The sequence below is a fragment of the Mycolicibacterium sp. lyk4-40-TYG-92 genome (assembly GCF_030209435.1).
In the GTDB taxonomy this organism is placed as follows: domain Bacteria; phylum Actinomycetota; class Actinomycetes; order Mycobacteriales; family Mycobacteriaceae; genus Mycobacterium.
The window spans coordinates 129,786-144,555 of the sequence record NZ_JARVRX010000007.1 but is presented as its reverse complement, the minus strand read 5'-3'; the positions used below and the strand labels follow the sequence as shown (position 1 = coordinate 144,555).

Below are 14,770 nucleotides of genomic sequence, written 5' to 3'. Positions count from 1 at the left end.
GTCCACATCCACTTCGGTGAGTAAGCGCTCGGCGCCGACGGATCAGGACCGCCTCGACTACATCGACCAGGCGACGTTCCTGTCCTACCGGGCCAGTGGCCGCGTCCAGGTCGGCATGGCGTTGTGGTTCTACGAGGGCCCGGTCGATCTCGACGGTTTGCGCCGGTTCAACGAGAATTTCGGCAAGGGGTTGGTGGCGCGGTACATCGAGCGATCTCCGGTGCCGTTCGGCCGGCACCGCTGGGTGGCCGCCACGGGCGCTCCCCGTCCGATCGACATCGCCGAAAATGCCTGTCCGCGTTCGGAATTGAGCGAATGGCTGGAGGCGCGGTCCCGCATCCCGATCGATCCGGAGCATGGGCCGGGGTGGCATGTGGGGGTCCAGCACTTCACCGACGGCTCGACGGCGGTCGCGATGGTGCTGTCGCACTGTCTGATCGACGGCACCGGATCGGTCGTCGCGTTCATGGACGCGGTCCTGGGCAACGAGCGCGACCTCGGTTACGGCCCGCCGCGCTCGCGCACCCGCTGGCAGGCGATCCGTTCCGACCTGCGCCAGACGCTGCGGGACCTGCCCGAGGTGCGCCGCACGGTCGCCGTCGCCGCCAAACTGGCCTACCAGCGCCGCGGTGAGATGAAGTCGACGCCGTCGTCGACCGTGGATGCGACGGGCGGCGACGAAATCGTGTACGTGCCGTTCGCCTCCGCCAACGTCGACATCGGCCATTTCGACGCGCGCGCCGCCGAGCTCGGCGGTAACGGTTATTCGCTGGTCACGGCGTTCGCCACGCGTCTGGGCGTCCGGATGGGCCGCCAGCGTGCGCGGGACGGCGCCATCTCGTTGATGGTCGCGATCAATGACCGCACGTCCTTCGAGGACACCAGGGCCAACGCGATGACGTTCACGACGTTCACCGTCGACCCCGCGTTGGCCACGACGGACCTGACTGAGCTGCGCGGCGAGATCCGCACCGCACTGCGCCGTGCCCGGGAGCAGCCGGACGAGTCCTTCCAGCTACTGCCGCTCACGCCGTTCATCCCGCGGCGGGCGGTCCGCCATACCGCGGCCATGGTGCTCGGTGAGCTACCGGTGACCTGCTCGAACGTCGGTGACGTGCCGGATCTGGTCGGCCGCATCGACGGGACGCACCAGGCCGATTTCGTGAACTGCTGGGGTGTCGAGCAGAACGTGAAGAAGGCGGACATCGAGCAGGTCGGTGGCCTGCTGGTGGTGACGGCCCTGCGCCACAACGCCAAGGTCACCCTGGGCATCGTGGGCTATCAGGTCGGCGCCGAGAACACCAAGGCCGTGCTGCGCGAACACGTGCAGCAGACCTTGGCCGAACTCGGTGTCACGCCGCTGGCGGTTTACTAGTCCGAGCTACGCGCCCGAACCCACCGCGTCGGCCAGTGATGTAAAGCCACCGGCCTTCAACTTCGCGGCCACGCCGTCGTGAATGTGCTTGGCCCACAAGCCGCCGCCGTAGATGAAGCCGGTGTAGCCCTGTACCAGTGAGGCACCGGCGAGGATGCGCTCCCAGGCGTCGTCGGCGGTCTCGATGCCGCCGACGCTGATCAGCACCAGCTGATCGCCGACGCGCTTGTGCAGCCGGCGCAGGATCTCGAGCGACCGCGCGGCCACCGGGGCGCCGGACACACCGCCCGCCCCGAGCTCGGCGACGCCGGGCGTCAGCAGGCCGTCGCGGGAAATGGTGGTGTTGGTTGCGACGATGCCCGCGAGCCCCAGTTCGACGGCCAGGTCGGCGATTTCGTCGACGTCGTCGTCGGACAGGTCGGGCGCGATCTTCACCAGCACCGGCTTGGTGGTCTCGGCGCGGACCGCGGCCAGGATCGGCCGGAGCGACGCCACGGCCTGCAGGTCACGCAGCCCGGGCGTGTTCGGCGAGCTGACGTTCACCACCACGAAGTCGGCCAGCGGGCCGCACAGCCGGGCGCTCTCGGCGTAGTCGTCGACGGCGCGCTCGGGCGGGGTGACCTTGGTCTTGCCGATGTTCACCCCGATCGGCACGGTGGACTGGCTGCGGGTCAGCCGGACGGCGAGCTCACCGGCCCCGTGGTTGTTGAAGCCCATGCGGTTCAGCAGCGCGCGATCCGCCGGCAGCCGGAACAGCCGCGGCGCCGGGTTACCCGGCTGCGCCTGCGCGGTGACGGTGCCCACCTCGGCGTAGCCGAAACCCAGTGGGCCCCAGGCATTGATGCCGCTGCCGTTCTTGTCGAAACCGGCCGCCAGCCCGACCGGGCCCGGGAACGTCACACCGAACACCGTCGTCTGCAGCACCGGATCCGACGGGGCGAGCCACTTGCCCAGCAGCCGGCGGCTCACGCTCAAACCGGTCGCGACGCGCAGCAGCGCAAACACCCAGGTATGAATCCGCTCCGGCGGGACCCGGAACATCACCCAGCGCAGGGCGCGATACATCAACGGCTCCTCACATCGACGGCTGCTCGGGCGCCAACCTATCGGGCGCAGCGCCCGTCGCTTCGGCCGCCCTGGGCCCATTTCCCGTCGCTTCGCTCGCCCCGGTCTTGCGGCGGCGCAGCAGCACCCGGCGCGAACCGTCGGTGTAGAGGCGTACCCGGGTCAGTTCCCAGCCGCGATATTCGGCCTCGATCGACAGCCGGATGGAGGCCGACAGCCGGGTCACCTCCGGGGGCAGTCGGAGCGGAATCCATTCGTAGTCGTCGGACAAGTCCTCCGTCCACGCTGCCGGCATCCGCCCCCGCTGCATCAGTGGCCGCCCGACCCCGGCCCGGCGGCGGCGTTCGCGATCACCTGGACCCCGGCGCCCGACCCCGACACCACGAACAAGGTGCCGGTGCGTTCGTCGAAGGAGAGGACGTCGGGCTGCTGCACGGTGCGATATCGGACTTTCTCGACGGGGATGCCAGTCGAAAGATCGTAACCAACCACGCTGTTTGTCGCGGTCTGTGAAACCCAGGCGAGCCTCGACGATCCGACGATGCCGTACGGCGCGCCCCGCACCGGCGCCTGCTGGCGCAGCATGAGCGGCGTCGTCCCGAAGACCAGCAGGCCGTCGCCGCGGGTGTCGGCCACCAGTACCCGGCCGGCCGGATCGGCGGCCAGCGTGGTGGCGCCCTCACCGGCGCGCAGCGCCTGGGCGACGTCGGTGCCGTCGGCGTTCACCTCGGTCACCGAGGTTTGCCCGCGGTCGAGGACCACGACGGTATTGCCTTGCGCGGCAAGACCGTCCACGCGGGCGAAGGCCTTCATCCGGGACTGCACGGCCGTGCCGTCGACGATCAGCACGGCCCCGTCGGCGGTCCCCAGCGCCAGTTTGCCGTCGGCCCGCCGGGCGATCGAGGTGAAATCGGTGCCGGACTGGCCGTCGACCGCGACCGATTGCACCGCGCGCTTGCCGACGTCGAACCGCAGGTAGCCGCCGCGGGTGGACAGGAAGGCCGTGCCCGCGCCGTCGCCCGTCACACCCGTCGCGGCCGCCGGCAGCACCACCGGCGGGGTGCTGGGCACCGTGACCACCGGACGGCCGGTGCCGTCGGTACCGAGCACCACGAGTGACGACGTCGCCGTGTCGAAATGGGCGCCCGTCCCGGGCCCGGGCAGGGTGTGGACGACGCCGTCGGGGGCGGCGGTGACCGCGGGGGACACCGCGGCGTGTGCGGGGGAGATGGTCGGCGGCGCCGTCTCGGCCGGATGCGACGAGCAGGCGGCCAGTGCGCCGATGGCCAGCGCGGCCGTCGCGAATCTTGTTACGCTCACCCGATATTCACGCAGCCGACAATTAATGGGATGGTGATCCATTGACACAGGCTGGCTTTCGGTCGGTGAACGGCGGGCAGACGCTAATTGCCAGTTTAGGCAAATATATTGGCGTCAATTATCTTCGTCCGGCAGGTACGTCACGTACCGGAGGGGTATGGTCGGAGTCATGAGCATTGCCACCGACGGCGATTTGGCCAACGGTAATTTTGCTATCGAAGACCTTTCGACAGGTCTGCGGGCCAGCGGGTTTGGCCAGGTCGGCGACGGCCGGAGTTTTTCATTTCGCCTGGACGACAAGCGCGTGCTGATTGTGGAGGTCTACCGCCCCCGTCTGTCGGGACCGGTGCCGCAGGAAGAGGACGTCGTCGCGGTGTCCTCGCGAAGCCTGGCGCATGTCGACGTGCACGACGAGCGCAGTCTGGCCGCCGCCGTCCGTGACGCCGTCGCCGACGCACAACCGGTGCAGCGCAACCACTAACGCCTGCGTCCGCCGCTCACGGTACGGTCGTCGGCGTGACTGACGTGGCAGCCATGAGCTGGTGGCAGACGATCGTGCTGGCCGTCCTCCAGGGGCTCACCGAATTTCTGCCGGTGTCGTCGTCAGGCCATCTGGCCATCGCCTCCCGGGTTTTCTTCGCCGGTGACGCCGGCGCCTCGTTCACCGCGGTCACCCAGCTGGGAACCGAGGCCGCGGTGCTGATCTATTTCGCCAAGGACATCTGGCGCATCCTCACCGCCTGGTTCGCCGGACTGACCGACGCCGCCCGCCGCACCGCCGACTACTGGCTGGGCTGGTGGGTGACCATCGGCACCATCCCGATCTGCGTCATGGGACTGCTGTTCAAGGACCAGATCCGTTCCGGCGCCCGCAATCTGTGGGTCGTCGCGACCGCGATGGTCGTGTTCTCCGCGGTGATCGCCCTCGCCGAGTACGTCGGCAAGCAGACCCGCGACGTCGAGCAGCTGACGTGGAAGGACAGCGTCATCGTCGGCCTGGCGCAGTGCCTGGCACTGGTGCCGGGGGTGTCGCGCTCGGGCGCGACCATCAGCGCCGGCCTGTTCCTCGGCATGAACCGTGAGCTGGCGGCGCGCTTCGGCTTCCTGCTCGCCATCCCGGCGGTGCTGGCCTCCGGACTGTTCTCGCTGCCCGACGCCTTCAAGCCCGTCACCGAGGGCATGAGCGCCACGGGCGCCCAGTTGGCAGTAGCCATCGCGATCGCGTTCGTGGTCGGCTACGCCGCAGTGTCCTGGTTCCTGAAATTCCTGGTGCGGCACAGCATGTACTGGTTCGTCGGCTACCGCGTCGTGCTCGGCGTGACGGTGCTGGCGCTGCTCGGCACCGGCGTGGTGGCGGCACAGTGACATCGAAGGGAACCCGATGACCGTCATCCTGCTGCGGCACGGGCGCTCGACGTCCAACACCGCCCACACCCTGGCCGGCCGGTCCGAGGGCGTCGACCTCGACGACAAGGGACGCGCGCAGGCCGACGGTGTCGTCGCCAGAATCGGCGAACTACCGGTCAAGGCCATCGTCCGGTCGCCGCTGCTGCGCTGCCAGAACACCGTCGCCCCGCTGGCCGCGGCGCTCGGCCTGCAGCCGCGCGTCGACGACCGGCTGACCGAGGTCGACTACGGCGGCTGGACCGGCCGCAAGATCGCCGAACTGGTCAAGGAGCCCCTGTGGCCCGTCATCCAGCAGCAGCCCAGCGCCGCGGTGTTCCCGGACGGCGAGGGGCTGGCGCAGGTGCAGGCGCGCGCTGTGGCCGCGGTCCGCGAGATCGACCGGGCGCTGGCGCAGGAGCACGACGGCGACACGCTGTGGATCGCCTGCACGCACGGCGACGTCATCAAGGCGGTGCTGGCCGACGCGCTCGGCGTGCACCTCGACGGCTTCCAGCGGATCGTGGCGGACCCCGCCTCGATGAGCGTCATCCGCTACACGCCGCACCGGCCGTTCGTCCTGCACGTCAACCACACCGGCTCGGATCTCAGTTCGTCGCTCCGCCCGCAACCCGCGGAGCCCCCATCCGAGCAGGCCGGCAAGCCCGACGATGCCGTGCCGACACACGACGCCACCGTCGGCGGCTCGACCGATTAGACCGGTAAACCGGTATTTTGAAAGGTGCCATGGCTCGCGCAATTCACGTCTTCCGCTCTCCCGACCGCTTCGTGGCCGGGACCGTTGGGCAGCCTGGTAACCGGACGTTCTACCTGCAGGCCGTGCACGAGCAGCGGGTTGTCTCGGTCATGCTCGAGAAGCAGCAAGTCGCTGTCCTGGCCGAGCGCATCTCTGCGCTGCTGGTCGAGATCAACCGCCGGTTCGGCACGCCGATCCCGCCCGACACCGGCGAGGTGACCGACCTGAACCCGCTCGTCATGCCGGTGGACGCCGAATTCCGGGTCGGCACCATGGGCCTCGGCTGGGACTCCGAAGCGCAGACCGTGGTGGTGGAGCTGCTGGCCGTCACCGACTCGGAATTCGACGCCTCCGTCGTGCTCGACGACGCCGAGGAAGGTCCCGACGCCGTGCGGGTGTTCCTGAGTCCGCAGTCGGCGCGGGACTTCGCGAACCGCTCGAATCGGGTGATCTCCGCCGGCCGGCCGCCGTGCCCGCTGTGCGAGGAGCCGCTCGACCCGGAGGGCCATATCTGCGTGCGCACCAACGGATATCGGCGCGGCGTGCTGGATGCCGACGGTGATGAGCCGGATGACGTCTCCTGACGCCGAGCAGATTCTGCAATGCGGTGAGCTGACGGCGCTCGGGCGCATCAGGTCGGCCAGCAACGCGACGTTCCTGTGCGAAGCCGAGCTGGACGGCGCCCTGCTGCACTGCGTGTACAAGCCGATCTCCGGGGAGGCGCCGCTATGGGATTTCCCCGACGGCACCCTGGCCGGACGGGAGCTGGCGGCCTACCTGGTGTCCGCGGCACTGGGCTGGAACCTGGTGCCGCACACCATTATTCGTAGCGGGCCGGCGGGGCCGGGCATGGTGCAGCGCTGGGTCGACCAACCTGGCGACGCGCTCAGCGAAACTGAACCCGCTGCCGGCCCGGACCTCGTCGACCTCGTCCCGGCCGGTCGCGTGCCGGCGGGATACCTGCCGATCCTGCGCGCCTACGACCACAGAGGCGACGAAGTGGTGCTGGTGCACGCCGACGACGCCCGATTGCACCGGCTGGCGGTGTTCGACGTGCTGATCAACAACGCCGACCGCAAGGGCGGTCACGTGCTGGCCGGGGCCGACGGTCAGGTGTACGGCGTCGACCACGGCGTCAGCCTGCACGCCGAGGACAAGCTCCGCACCGTACTGTGGGGCTGGGCCGGAAAACCGATCGACGACGACGTGCTCGGCGCGGTCGCCGCATTGCGGGACATCCTGGACGACAGCCTCGCCGCGACGCTGGCCCCGCACCTCACCCGGCACGAGATCGCCGCGTTGCAAGCGAGAGTTGTTGAGCTGCTTGACAATCCGATCATGCCGACCCCGGATCGGCACCGGCCGATCCCGTGGCCGGCGTTTTGATCGCAGTTTGCACACAGGTAACCGATTTACGCCGCCCTACCGATCGGTAGTGCTCTAGGCTCGTCGGCATGACCGACCACGACAAGGCCGCCGCCCGCCGCGAGATCACCGATGCCCTCCAGAAAGCACTGGACCGCCGGCACGAGGTGCTCGACGTCATCGTCGAAGCCGACAACAAGGCCGCCGCCGTTGATGCGATCGCCAAGCTGCTGGGCACCTCCCATGCCGGCGGCGAGCAGGTCATGGCGATGTCCTTCGATCTGCTGACCAAGGACGCCCGCAAGCGCATCGCCGACGAGCTCGAAGATCTGAACAGCCAGCTGTCCTTTACGGTGAAGGACCGCCCCGCCAGCTTCGGGGACAACCTGTCGCTGCGCCCGTTCTCCGGTGCCGCCGACCGCGACATCTTCGCCACCCGCACGGCCGACGTCGGTGCTTCCGGTGACGGCTCGGGCCGTGCCGCCGGCGACCTGGACGACGAGATCAAGGCCGCGCTCTCCCGCGTCAATGCCGAGGAGGCGGTGTGGTTCGTCGCTGAGGAAGACGGCGCCAAGGTCGGCATGGTGTTCGGTGAGCTGGACGGCGGCGAGGTCAACGTCCGGATCTGGGTCCACCCCGAGTACCGCCACCGCGGCTACGGCACCGCGGCGCTGCGCCGGTCGCGGTCGGAGATGGCGTCGTACTTCCCGGCTGTGCCCATGGTCGTCCGCGCTCCGGGAGCCACCCCCAAGTAGCCTGTGCCCCAACGCAAAAGGGCTCCGGGAATTCCCGGAGCCCTTTTACGTGCCTGCCGTCAGCTCAGCCCGAGTACGGCTTGGCCTTCACCGGCGGGGAAGCGACGGTGACAGGCTCGACGCTGCTCGGCGTCGTCGGCGTGGCGGTGGCGCCCATGTTGATATCGGCGACGGTCGGCTGGTTGTACACGCCCGACGTCGCGCCGTGTCCCGACGAGGCGACGGGCGCGACGGCCGGTGCCGGCGCGTGCGTCGTGCCGTAGACGCCGAGCGCGACACCCGCCGCGACGCCGACGAATCCCAATGTCTTCGCCACCTTCATGACGTCCTCCTTAATGACTACGGGGTAAATAGTTGTCCAAAATGCTATGAGGCCTATTTCGGCAGGACCTGCCAGCAGCCTGCAACGTGCCTGTGAATAGGCGGTTTCGGCTGTGACGTTGCCCTCGGCGATACTCATGGGCATGGCGGACAGCGGCAGGGCGCACACGGATGTCGCGCTGGCCGCTGAGGTCGCGCAGGAGGCGGGGGAGTTCCTGCTGTCGGTGCGTGACCGGCTCGGCTCCCACGATCCGTACACCCTCGGCGCGGCCGGCGACCGGCACGCCAACACGCTGATCCTCGATCGGCTGCGCACGGCCCGCCCCGACGACGCCATCCTCTCGGAGGAGGCCGCCGACGATCTCGTCCGGTTGCGCTCGGACCGGGTGTGGATCGTCGACCCGGTCGACGGCACCCGCGAGTTCGGGCGGGGCCGGCCGGACTGGGCCGTCCACATCGCGCTGTGGCAGCGCGATGGCAGCCCGTACGGGTCCATCACCGACGCGGCCGTCGCACTACCCGCGCACGGCGAGGTGCACCGCACCGACACCGTGACCGGACCGCCGCCGCGTCGTCCCGGGCCCCTCCGGGTCGCCACCAGTACCTACCGGCCGCCGGCCGTGGTGTGGTGGCTGCGCGAGGTGCTCGACATGGAACTTGTCGGCATCGGCTCGGCCGGCGCCAAGGCCATGGCCGTGGTCCGCGGCGACGTCGACGCCTACGTGCACGCCGGCGGGCAATGGGAATGGGACTCGGCCGCGCCGGCCGGTGTGGTGCAGGCGGCGGGGCTGTTCGCGTCGCGGCTCGACGGTTCGCCGCTGCGCTACAACCGGCCCGATCCGTACCTGCCGGACTTCGTCATGTGCCGCCCGGAGTTCGCCGACTCGTTGCTCGAGGCGGTGCGCCAAGTGTCTCGTGGACCGAGTTGACGCGGTCGATGCGCTGTGCGCCGTCGGGCGTGAGGGCAAGGACGCGGTCGGAGAGAACGGCAACGAGGCTCATCACCGCGGCGTGGCTGTCGAACGCGCCGGGGGAGACGTTCGGGCACTCGAGCCACCAGGTGGCACGTGCCGCGAGCCCGCGGAGTTGGTCATCGGCGAAGAGCGCCAATGGAATTCGCGACTCGCAGGCCCAGTCGACGAGTTCTGTGGCCCACCGGCCGTGGCGCCGGAACGACATTGCGATGACGAGGTCGCGCTCATCGAAGTCCGCGATGTCTTCGGCGACGGACTGACCCGAACTGGGGGCCAGCCAGGTGTCGGGCCGGATCTGGGCGAGGTTCAGCCGCAGCACCGTGGCCGCGGCCAGGCTGCTCCGATAGCCGCAGACGGCGATGCGACGGGAAGCGGCGATCTTCTCTGCGACGGCCTCGACCACCGCTTCGTTCAGCAGCGCGTGCATGGCGTGCAGGTTCGCAATGTCCTGCGAGATGATCGCGCTGACGTCGGGCGTTCTCTCGATGGCGAGGGGCACACCCGATCGGCGCAGGGCGCGCAGGTGCTCACGCATGGCGTCGAAGTTGGTGAATTCCAGGGCGCGCACCAGCCGGGAGAACGTCGCCTTCGAGACATCGGCCATGGTGGCGAGCTCGCTGGCGCGATAGGTACCGGCATCGCCCGCATGCGCGAGCAGCACATCGGCAGCACGGCGTTCCTGCGGGCTCAGTGACGCATAGCAGTTGGCGATTCTCGCCTCCAGCGAGTCCGGCTCGTCCGCGCGCATCAGCTTCCCCTGTAGGTGGTGTATGCGAACGGGCTGAGCAACAACGCGACGTGCGTATGTCCCGCTCCGATCGTGACGTGCACGTCGACGGCGGGGTAGAAGGTCTCCCGGCCGGTGCCGGCGAACCAGGCGCCCGTCGCGAAATGCAGCAGGTAGTCACCGGGATCGAGTGGGACGGCCCAACGAATACGTCCGTCGCCGTCGGTGTGTGCGGCCGCTATCTGTTCATTCGTTCGGCTCAGGACGACCTGGAGATCCGCGGCGGGTTTCCCGCGGGCGGCGTCGAGCACATGGGTGGACAGCGACGTCTGCGCGGCCGGCGATGTCATGGCGTCACCCTTTCCGCCAGGCGAAGCAGTGCGATCTCACGAAGCTGGCCGATGGCGATGGCCGCCTCCTCCTCGCGGCCGAGTGACAGCCGATAGCGCAGGGCGTCATAGATGTCGGCAGCGCTGCGGCCCTTCGCGCGGATGAGGAAGATCCGCCCGAACTTCGCTTCATAGTCGGCGTTGGCTCTGGCCATCGTCGCCGCGAGCTCGTCTGGCATGGCCGGTTGTTCGCCGCGGGAAAGGCCCGACTCGACAGATGTTCCGTCGGCGCGTTCGCCGATGCGGGGGTGCTGTGCCAGCGCTTGGTCCAGGTTGTCGACACTCCAGTCGTCGGCGGCGCGCGCGGCCGTCGACTCGAGGTCGCCGACACTGGCAAAAGGCCGCGCGGCGACCACCGCGCTGAGCCAGGACGCGATATCGGCGCAGGGGCGCAGCACTTCTTCGGCTTCCTCAGGCAACGCAGAGTTGAAGGTCTGAAGATCCATGGTCTGAATCTAGCGTTGCAGCAACGATTCTCCCCGACGAAATCGTTACATTCCGGAAAACTGCAGCTCCAGCCTGGATTGGGGGATTACTCGGGCCGGAAACTCGTCACACGGTTGAAACGAAATGGTGACGCCCCAACAAAATCTGAAACGTACGTTGCAGCGGTAAGCCGTTCATCGCGCGCAAGGGGAAATCGTGGCTGTGGGTGACATCGTCCTCGGATCGAATCAGTACGGCAAGGCGGAGAACCGCCTCGTGCGCATCGTCCGGGACACACCCGTGCATCGCATCATCGATCTGAACGTGACCTCGCAATTGCGGGGCGATTTCAGCGCATGCCACTACGCGGGCGACAACTCACACGTGGTCGCGACCGACACCCAGAAGAACACCGTGTACGCCTACGCGAAAGAAGTGGGCGTGAAGTCACCCGAGGATTTCCTGATCGCGTTGGGCAGGCACTTCGTCGGTGATTTCGAGTGGGTCACCGGAGGCCGTTGGGAGGCAGAGGAATACGCCTGGGAACGGATCGTCGTCGACGGCAAGCCGCACGACCACTCGTTTGTGCGGGCGGGCACGTTCATCCGGACGACGGTCGTCCAGATGGCCGGCGAGACGACCTGGGTGGTCTCCGGCATCAAGGACTGCGTCGTGCTCAAGTCGACCGGATCGGAGTTCCATGGCTTCCCCCGGGACAGATACACCACGCTGGTCGAGACCGACGACCGCATCATGGCCACGTCCATCACCGCATGGTGGCGCTACCTGAGCCCTGACGCCGACGGCACCGACCTCGACTTCAACGCGCTGCACGCGGCCATCACCGAGGTGGTACTCGCCACGTTCGCCGGCGTCCATTCACTTGCGTTGCAGCAGACGCTGTTCGAGATCGGCAAAGCGATCCTCGAGACGTTCGACGTGGTCGCCGAAGTGAAGTTGTCATGTCCCAACAAACACCACTTCGTCGTCGACCTCAGCCCGTTCGGTCTGGAGAACCCGAACGAGGTCTTCTACGCCGCCGATCGGCCGTACGGGTTGATCCAGGCCACCATCACCCGCGAAGGCGCCGCACAGGCGCCGGAGGCGTGGGCCACGATTCCAGGTTTCTGCTGAGCCCATGGACCTGAACACCGTCAGCCGATACCGCTTCGCGCGGGCCCGCGACGACCTGCACCTTGCCGACGGCGAGTCTTTCGTCGCCGGGGGGACGTGGCTGTTCTCCGAACCGCAGGACGAGCTCACCGGCGTCGTCGACCTCACGACCATGGGCTGGCGCCCCATCGAGCGCACCGGCGACGGCCTGCGCATCGCGGCCACGTGCACCATCGCCGAACTCGTGCGCTACCCGCGCCGGACCGACTGGCCGGCCCAGCAGCTCTTCGGTGACTGTGCGAACGCATTACTCGCCTCGTCCAACATCTGGAACGTGGCCACCGTCGGCGGCAACATCTGCCGCTCGTTCGCGGCCGCATCGATGGTGTCGCTCGCCGTTGCGCTCGACGGCGTCGCCGAAATCTGGACTCCCGACGGCCAGACCCGATCGGATGCCGTCGCGGATCTGGTCACCGGCAACGGAACCAACTCGCTGGGCCGCGGCGAGGTGCTGCGGGCCCTGCACCTGCCCGACCGGGCGCTGCGTGCCACGGCGGCACTGCGAACCATCGCGCTGGCCGAGTACGGACGCTCCGGTGCCGTCGTCAGCGGCCGCCGCGACGACGACGGGTCGGCAGTCTTCACCGTCACGGCCGCGACGCTCGCGCCCACGGTCTTCCGCTATCCGGCGATGCCCGGCGCCGAAGCTCTCCGATCCGACGTTCTGGCCGCACCGGGCTATTACACCGACCCGCTCGGGGCCGCTGATTGGCGCCGGGCTGTCAGTGCGGTGCTGGCCTCGGACATTCGCTCAGAAATTCTTTCTCGCCTGGAGGTGGGCCATGCCGATTGAGACCAGTCGAGCCGATGTCGCTCGCAAGCCGGTGCATCCGGTCGACGAAGTGTTGCCGATTCCCAAGCTCGCGGTGTACGGCACACAGCACGTGCTGGCGTTCTACGCCGGTGCGGTGCTGGTTCCGATCATCGTCGCCGGAGCCCTGAAGCTGTCGCCCGAGCAGACCATCCACCTCATCAATGCCGACCTGTTCACGTGTGGCATCGCCACGCTCATCCAGTCCGTCGGCTTCTGGAAAGTGGGCGTCAGACTCCCGCTGATCCAGGGAGTGACCTTCGCGGCCGTCAGCCCGATGATCGCGATCGGCACAGCCGGCGGCCTGTCAGGGGTTCCCGGTCTGCTGTCGGTGTACGGGTCGGTGATCGTCGCCGGACTCTTCACCTTCTTCATGGCGCCGTACTTCTCGAAGCTGCTGCGATTCTTCCCGCCGGTCGTCACCGGATCGGTCATCACGATCATCGGGATCGCGCTCCTGCCCGTCGCGGCGAACGACATTGTCGGTGGCACGACCACCGAGGCGATGAAAAGCGATGTGGCGCTCAAGGATCTCGCGTACGCCGCGGGCACCCTGCTGATCATCGTCGTCATGCAGCGCCTCTTTCGCGGGTTCCTCGCCACGATCGCCGTGCTGGCCGGGCTGGTCATCGGCACTGCGGTCGCCGCGCTGCTCGGGGAGGTCGATTTCAGTGCGGTGGGTACGTCCCACTGGCTCGGCGTGACCACGCCGTTCTACTTCGGCTGGCCCACATTCAGCGCCACCGCGATCATCTCGATGATCGTCGTCATGATCATCACCGCGGTGGAAACCACCGGTGATGTGTTCGCGACGGCCGAGATCGTGGGCAAGCGCGTGGGCGCCAACGACATCGCCAGAGCACTGCGCGCCGACGGTATGGCCACCACAATCGGCGGCGTACTCAATTCATTCCCCTACACATGCTTTGCGGAGAACGTCGGACTCGTGCGCTTGACGCAGATCAAGAGCCGCTGGGTGGTCGCCGCCGCGGGTGTCATCATGATCGTGCTGGGCTATCTGCCCAAGGCCGCGGCTGTCGTGGCCGCCATCCCGCATTCGGTGCTCGGCGGGGCATCGCTGGCGCTGTTCGCCACGGTGGCCGTGGTGGGCATCCAGACCCTTTCGAAGGTCGATTTCAACGACCACCGCAACGCGGTGATCGTCGGCACCGCACTCGGCCTGGGCATGCTCGTCACCGCCCAACCGCTGCTGAAGTTCAGCTTCCCCGCCTGGGCCCAGATCATCTGTGGCTCAGGGATCACGCTGGGCGCGCTTGCCGCGATCGTTCTGAACATCGTGTTCTTCCATATCGGCCCGAACCGCGGCCCGATGGTCGCGGGCACGCCACGGACGGGCGAAGTCGGACTCGATACCGTCAACAAGATGACGCAGGAGGAGTTCGTCAAGACGTTCTCGGTCCTGTATCAGGGCCTCGCCTGGCCAGTTGAACGCGCGTTCGCGCAACGCCCATTCGCCGACACCCGCGCACTGCGTGGCGCCGTCCAGACCGCGCTGCTCGCGGCTACTCCCGCCGAGCAGATGGAGTTGATGCAGGCGTATCCGGCGCTGGGCGAGACTCAGGAACACCACATGTCGAAAGTCGATCTGGCCTACCTGGGCCTCGACGGTCTCACCGAAGAGGAGGCCGAGGAATTCAGCGAGCTGTCGGCTGCCTACGAAGCCAAATTCGGCTTCCCCCTCATCATCTGCCTGCGGGATCTGGAAAGCCGCGAACACATTCTGACCCTCGGCTGGCGGCGACTGGACAATTCCCCGCAGGTCGAGCACATGGCGGCACTCAGCGAGATCTCGCGAATCGCGGCGTGGCGATTCGACGACCTCGTTGCCGACGCGAATCCCATCGCCTCGGCCCGACGCCTGCGAATCGCGCGATGACCACCGGCCGGTCGCAACGCGCAATGGCGTGC

General features: G+C 68.1%; 18 protein-coding genes. 11 read left to right on the top strand and 7 right to left on the bottom strand.

Features of this window, described 5'->3' with window-relative positions:
• Positions 1-16: 16 nt before the first annotated feature.
• The gene (locus QRN63_RS12975) at positions 17-1,375 is read left to right on the top strand and encodes a hypothetical protein (protein ID WP_285031148.1); all 1,359 of its coding nucleotides are present in this window, start codon (positions 17-19) and stop codon (positions 1,373-1,375) included.
• A gap of 6 nt (positions 1,376-1,381) precedes the next feature.
• On the opposite strand, the gene QRN63_RS12970 is transcribed toward QRN63_RS12975, so the two are convergent.
• Genes QRN63_RS12970 through QRN63_RS12960 form a run of 3 tightly spaced genes read right to left on the bottom strand, consistent with a single transcriptional unit; the run spans position 1,382 to position 3,802 of the window.
• Entirely contained in the window at positions 1,382-2,440 is a 1,059-nt protein-coding gene (locus tag QRN63_RS12970; RefSeq protein WP_267316771.1) for a quinone-dependent dihydroorotate dehydrogenase, read from the bottom strand.
• Positions 2,441-2,450: 10 nt separating this feature from the next.
• Positions 2,451-2,750 carry a DUF5703 family protein gene (locus QRN63_RS12965; protein WP_285031146.1) on the bottom strand — a complete coding sequence of 100 codons (300 nt, stop codon included), beginning with the start codon at positions 2,748-2,750 and terminating at the stop codon, positions 2,451-2,453.
• Complete coding sequence (locus QRN63_RS12960) at positions 2,750-3,802, bottom strand: NHL repeat-containing protein (RefSeq protein ID WP_285031144.1); 1,053 nt, start codon at positions 3,800-3,802, stop codon at positions 2,750-2,752. Before QRN63_RS12960 ends, QRN63_RS12965 begins: the two co-directional genes overlap by 1 nt.
• A gap of 127 nt (positions 3,803-3,929) precedes the next feature.
• Between QRN63_RS12960 and QRN63_RS12955 the strand changes: the two genes are divergently transcribed.
• From QRN63_RS12955 to QRN63_RS12930, 6 genes are all read left to right on the top strand, one after another.
• Positions 3,930-4,241, top strand: coding sequence for a hypothetical protein (locus tag QRN63_RS12955; RefSeq protein ID WP_061006446.1), 312 nt, complete (start codon positions 3,930-3,932; stop codon positions 4,239-4,241).
• Positions 4,242-4,276: 35 nt separating this feature from the next.
• Entirely contained in the window at positions 4,277-5,125 is an 849-nt protein-coding gene (locus QRN63_RS12950) for an undecaprenyl-diphosphate phosphatase (protein ID WP_285031140.1), read from the top strand.
• 16 nt (positions 5,126-5,141) lie between these two features.
• Complete coding sequence (locus tag QRN63_RS12945) at positions 5,142-5,861, top strand: histidine phosphatase family protein (protein ID WP_285031137.1); 720 nt, start codon at positions 5,142-5,144, stop codon at positions 5,859-5,861.
• A 29-nt stretch (positions 5,862-5,890) separates the two neighbouring features.
• A complete protein-coding gene (locus QRN63_RS12940) occupies positions 5,891-6,484 on the top strand; it encodes an Rv2134c family protein (protein WP_212812028.1) in 594 nt (197 codons plus the stop codon).
• Positions 6,471-7,286, top strand: a complete 816-nt coding sequence (locus tag QRN63_RS12935) for an Rv2133c family protein (protein WP_285031133.1) — start codon at positions 6,471-6,473, stop codon at positions 7,284-7,286. The genes QRN63_RS12940 and QRN63_RS12935 overlap by 14 nt, the downstream gene beginning before the upstream one ends.
• A gap of 68 nt (positions 7,287-7,354) precedes the next feature.
• Entirely contained in the window at positions 7,355-8,020 is a 666-nt protein-coding gene (locus tag QRN63_RS12930; RefSeq protein ID WP_267316777.1) for a GNAT family N-acetyltransferase, read from the top strand.
• Between the two features lie 64 nt (positions 8,021-8,084).
• On the opposite strand, the gene QRN63_RS12925 is transcribed toward QRN63_RS12930, so the two are convergent.
• Positions 8,085-8,342: a hypothetical protein gene (locus tag QRN63_RS12925; protein ID WP_267316778.1), complete on the bottom strand. Its 258-nt coding sequence runs from the start codon at positions 8,340-8,342 to the stop codon at positions 8,085-8,087.
• Between the two features lie 136 nt (positions 8,343-8,478).
• Here QRN63_RS12925 and QRN63_RS12920 point away from each other — a divergent pair, with 136 nt between their 5' ends.
• Complete coding sequence (locus QRN63_RS12920) at positions 8,479-9,270, top strand: 3'(2'),5'-bisphosphate nucleotidase CysQ (protein ID WP_285031366.1); 792 nt, start codon at positions 8,479-8,481, stop codon at positions 9,268-9,270.
• Here QRN63_RS12920 and QRN63_RS12915 read toward each other — a convergent pair.
• Genes QRN63_RS12915 through uraD form a run of 3 tightly spaced genes read right to left on the bottom strand, consistent with a single transcriptional unit; the run spans position 9,200 to position 10,877 of the window.
• Positions 9,200-10,063 carry a MurR/RpiR family transcriptional regulator gene (locus QRN63_RS12915; protein WP_285031130.1) on the bottom strand — a complete coding sequence of 288 codons (864 nt, stop codon included), beginning with the start codon at positions 10,061-10,063 and terminating at the stop codon, positions 9,200-9,202. The two genes, QRN63_RS12920 and QRN63_RS12915, sit on opposite strands and share 71 nt — an antisense overlap.
• Positions 10,063-10,392, bottom strand: a complete 330-nt coding sequence (gene uraH / locus QRN63_RS12910) for a hydroxyisourate hydrolase (RefSeq protein WP_267316780.1) — start codon at positions 10,390-10,392, stop codon at positions 10,063-10,065. Before uraH ends, QRN63_RS12915 begins: the two co-directional genes overlap by 1 nt.
• Positions 10,389-10,877, bottom strand: a complete 489-nt coding sequence (gene uraD / locus QRN63_RS12905; RefSeq protein WP_285031128.1) for a 2-oxo-4-hydroxy-4-carboxy-5-ureidoimidazoline decarboxylase — start codon at positions 10,875-10,877, stop codon at positions 10,389-10,391. The genes uraH and uraD overlap by 4 nt, the downstream gene beginning before the upstream one ends.
• Positions 10,878-11,079: 202 nt before the next feature.
• Between uraD and pucL the strand changes: the two genes are divergently transcribed.
• From pucL to QRN63_RS12890, 3 genes are read left to right on the top strand one after another with little or no spacing between them, the layout of a single operon-like run.
• Positions 11,080-11,991 carry a factor-independent urate hydroxylase gene (pucL, locus tag QRN63_RS12900; RefSeq protein ID WP_285031365.1) on the top strand — a complete coding sequence of 304 codons (912 nt, stop codon included), beginning with the start codon at positions 11,080-11,082 and terminating at the stop codon, positions 11,989-11,991.
• A gap of 4 nt (positions 11,992-11,995) precedes the next feature.
• Positions 11,996-12,823, top strand: coding sequence for an FAD binding domain-containing protein (locus QRN63_RS12895; RefSeq protein ID WP_267316782.1), 828 nt, complete (start codon positions 11,996-11,998; stop codon positions 12,821-12,823).
• Positions 12,813-14,738: a PbuX/PucJ/PucK family nucleobase permease gene (locus QRN63_RS12890; RefSeq protein WP_285031094.1), complete on the top strand. Its 1,926-nt coding sequence runs from the start codon at positions 12,813-12,815 to the stop codon at positions 14,736-14,738. Before QRN63_RS12895 ends, QRN63_RS12890 begins: the two co-directional genes overlap by 11 nt.
• Positions 14,739-14,770 lie beyond the last annotated feature (32 nt).

Excerpts from the sequence above, each read along its gene's own strand:
- QRN63_RS12970 (WP_267316771.1), bottom strand. The coding sequence starts at position 2,440 with ATGTATCGCGCCCTGCGCTGGGTGATGTTCCGGGTCCCGCCGGAGCGG.
- QRN63_RS12965 (WP_285031146.1), bottom strand. The coding sequence starts at position 2,750 with ATGCAGCGGGGGCGGATGCCGGCAGCGTGGACGGAGGACTTGTCCGAC.
- QRN63_RS12960 (WP_285031144.1), bottom strand. The coding sequence starts at position 3,802 with ATGGATCACCATCCCATTAATTGTCGGCTGCGTGAATATCGGGTGAGC.
- QRN63_RS12955 (WP_061006446.1), top strand. The coding sequence starts at position 3,930 with ATGAGCATTGCCACCGACGGCGATTTGGCCAACGGTAATTTTGCTATC.
- QRN63_RS12945 (WP_285031137.1), top strand. The coding sequence starts at position 5,142 with ATGACCGTCATCCTGCTGCGGCACGGGCGCTCGACGTCCAACACCGCC.
- QRN63_RS12940 (WP_212812028.1), top strand. The coding sequence starts at position 5,891 with ATGGCTCGCGCAATTCACGTCTTCCGCTCTCCCGACCGCTTCGTGGCC.
- QRN63_RS12935 (WP_285031133.1), top strand. The coding sequence starts at position 6,471 with ATGACGTCTCCTGACGCCGAGCAGATTCTGCAATGCGGTGAGCTGACG.
- QRN63_RS12930 (WP_267316777.1), top strand. The coding sequence starts at position 7,355 with ATGACCGACCACGACAAGGCCGCCGCCCGCCGCGAGATCACCGATGCC.
- QRN63_RS12925 (WP_267316778.1), bottom strand. The coding sequence starts at position 8,342 with ATGAAGGTGGCGAAGACATTGGGATTCGTCGGCGTCGCGGCGGGTGTC.
- QRN63_RS12920 (WP_285031366.1), top strand. The coding sequence starts at position 8,479 with ATGGGCATGGCGGACAGCGGCAGGGCGCACACGGATGTCGCGCTGGCC.
- QRN63_RS12915 (WP_285031130.1), bottom strand. The coding sequence starts at position 10,063 with ATGCGCGCGGACGAGCCGGACTCGCTGGAGGCGAGAATCGCCAACTGC.
- uraH (WP_267316780.1), bottom strand. The coding sequence starts at position 10,392 with ATGACATCGCCGGCCGCGCAGACGTCGCTGTCCACCCATGTGCTCGAC.
- uraD (WP_285031128.1), bottom strand. The coding sequence starts at position 10,877 with ATGGATCTTCAGACCTTCAACTCTGCGTTGCCTGAGGAAGCCGAAGAA.
- QRN63_RS12895 (WP_267316782.1), top strand. The coding sequence starts at position 11,996 with ATGGACCTGAACACCGTCAGCCGATACCGCTTCGCGCGGGCCCGCGAC.
- QRN63_RS12890 (WP_285031094.1), top strand. The coding sequence starts at position 12,813 with ATGCCGATTGAGACCAGTCGAGCCGATGTCGCTCGCAAGCCGGTGCAT.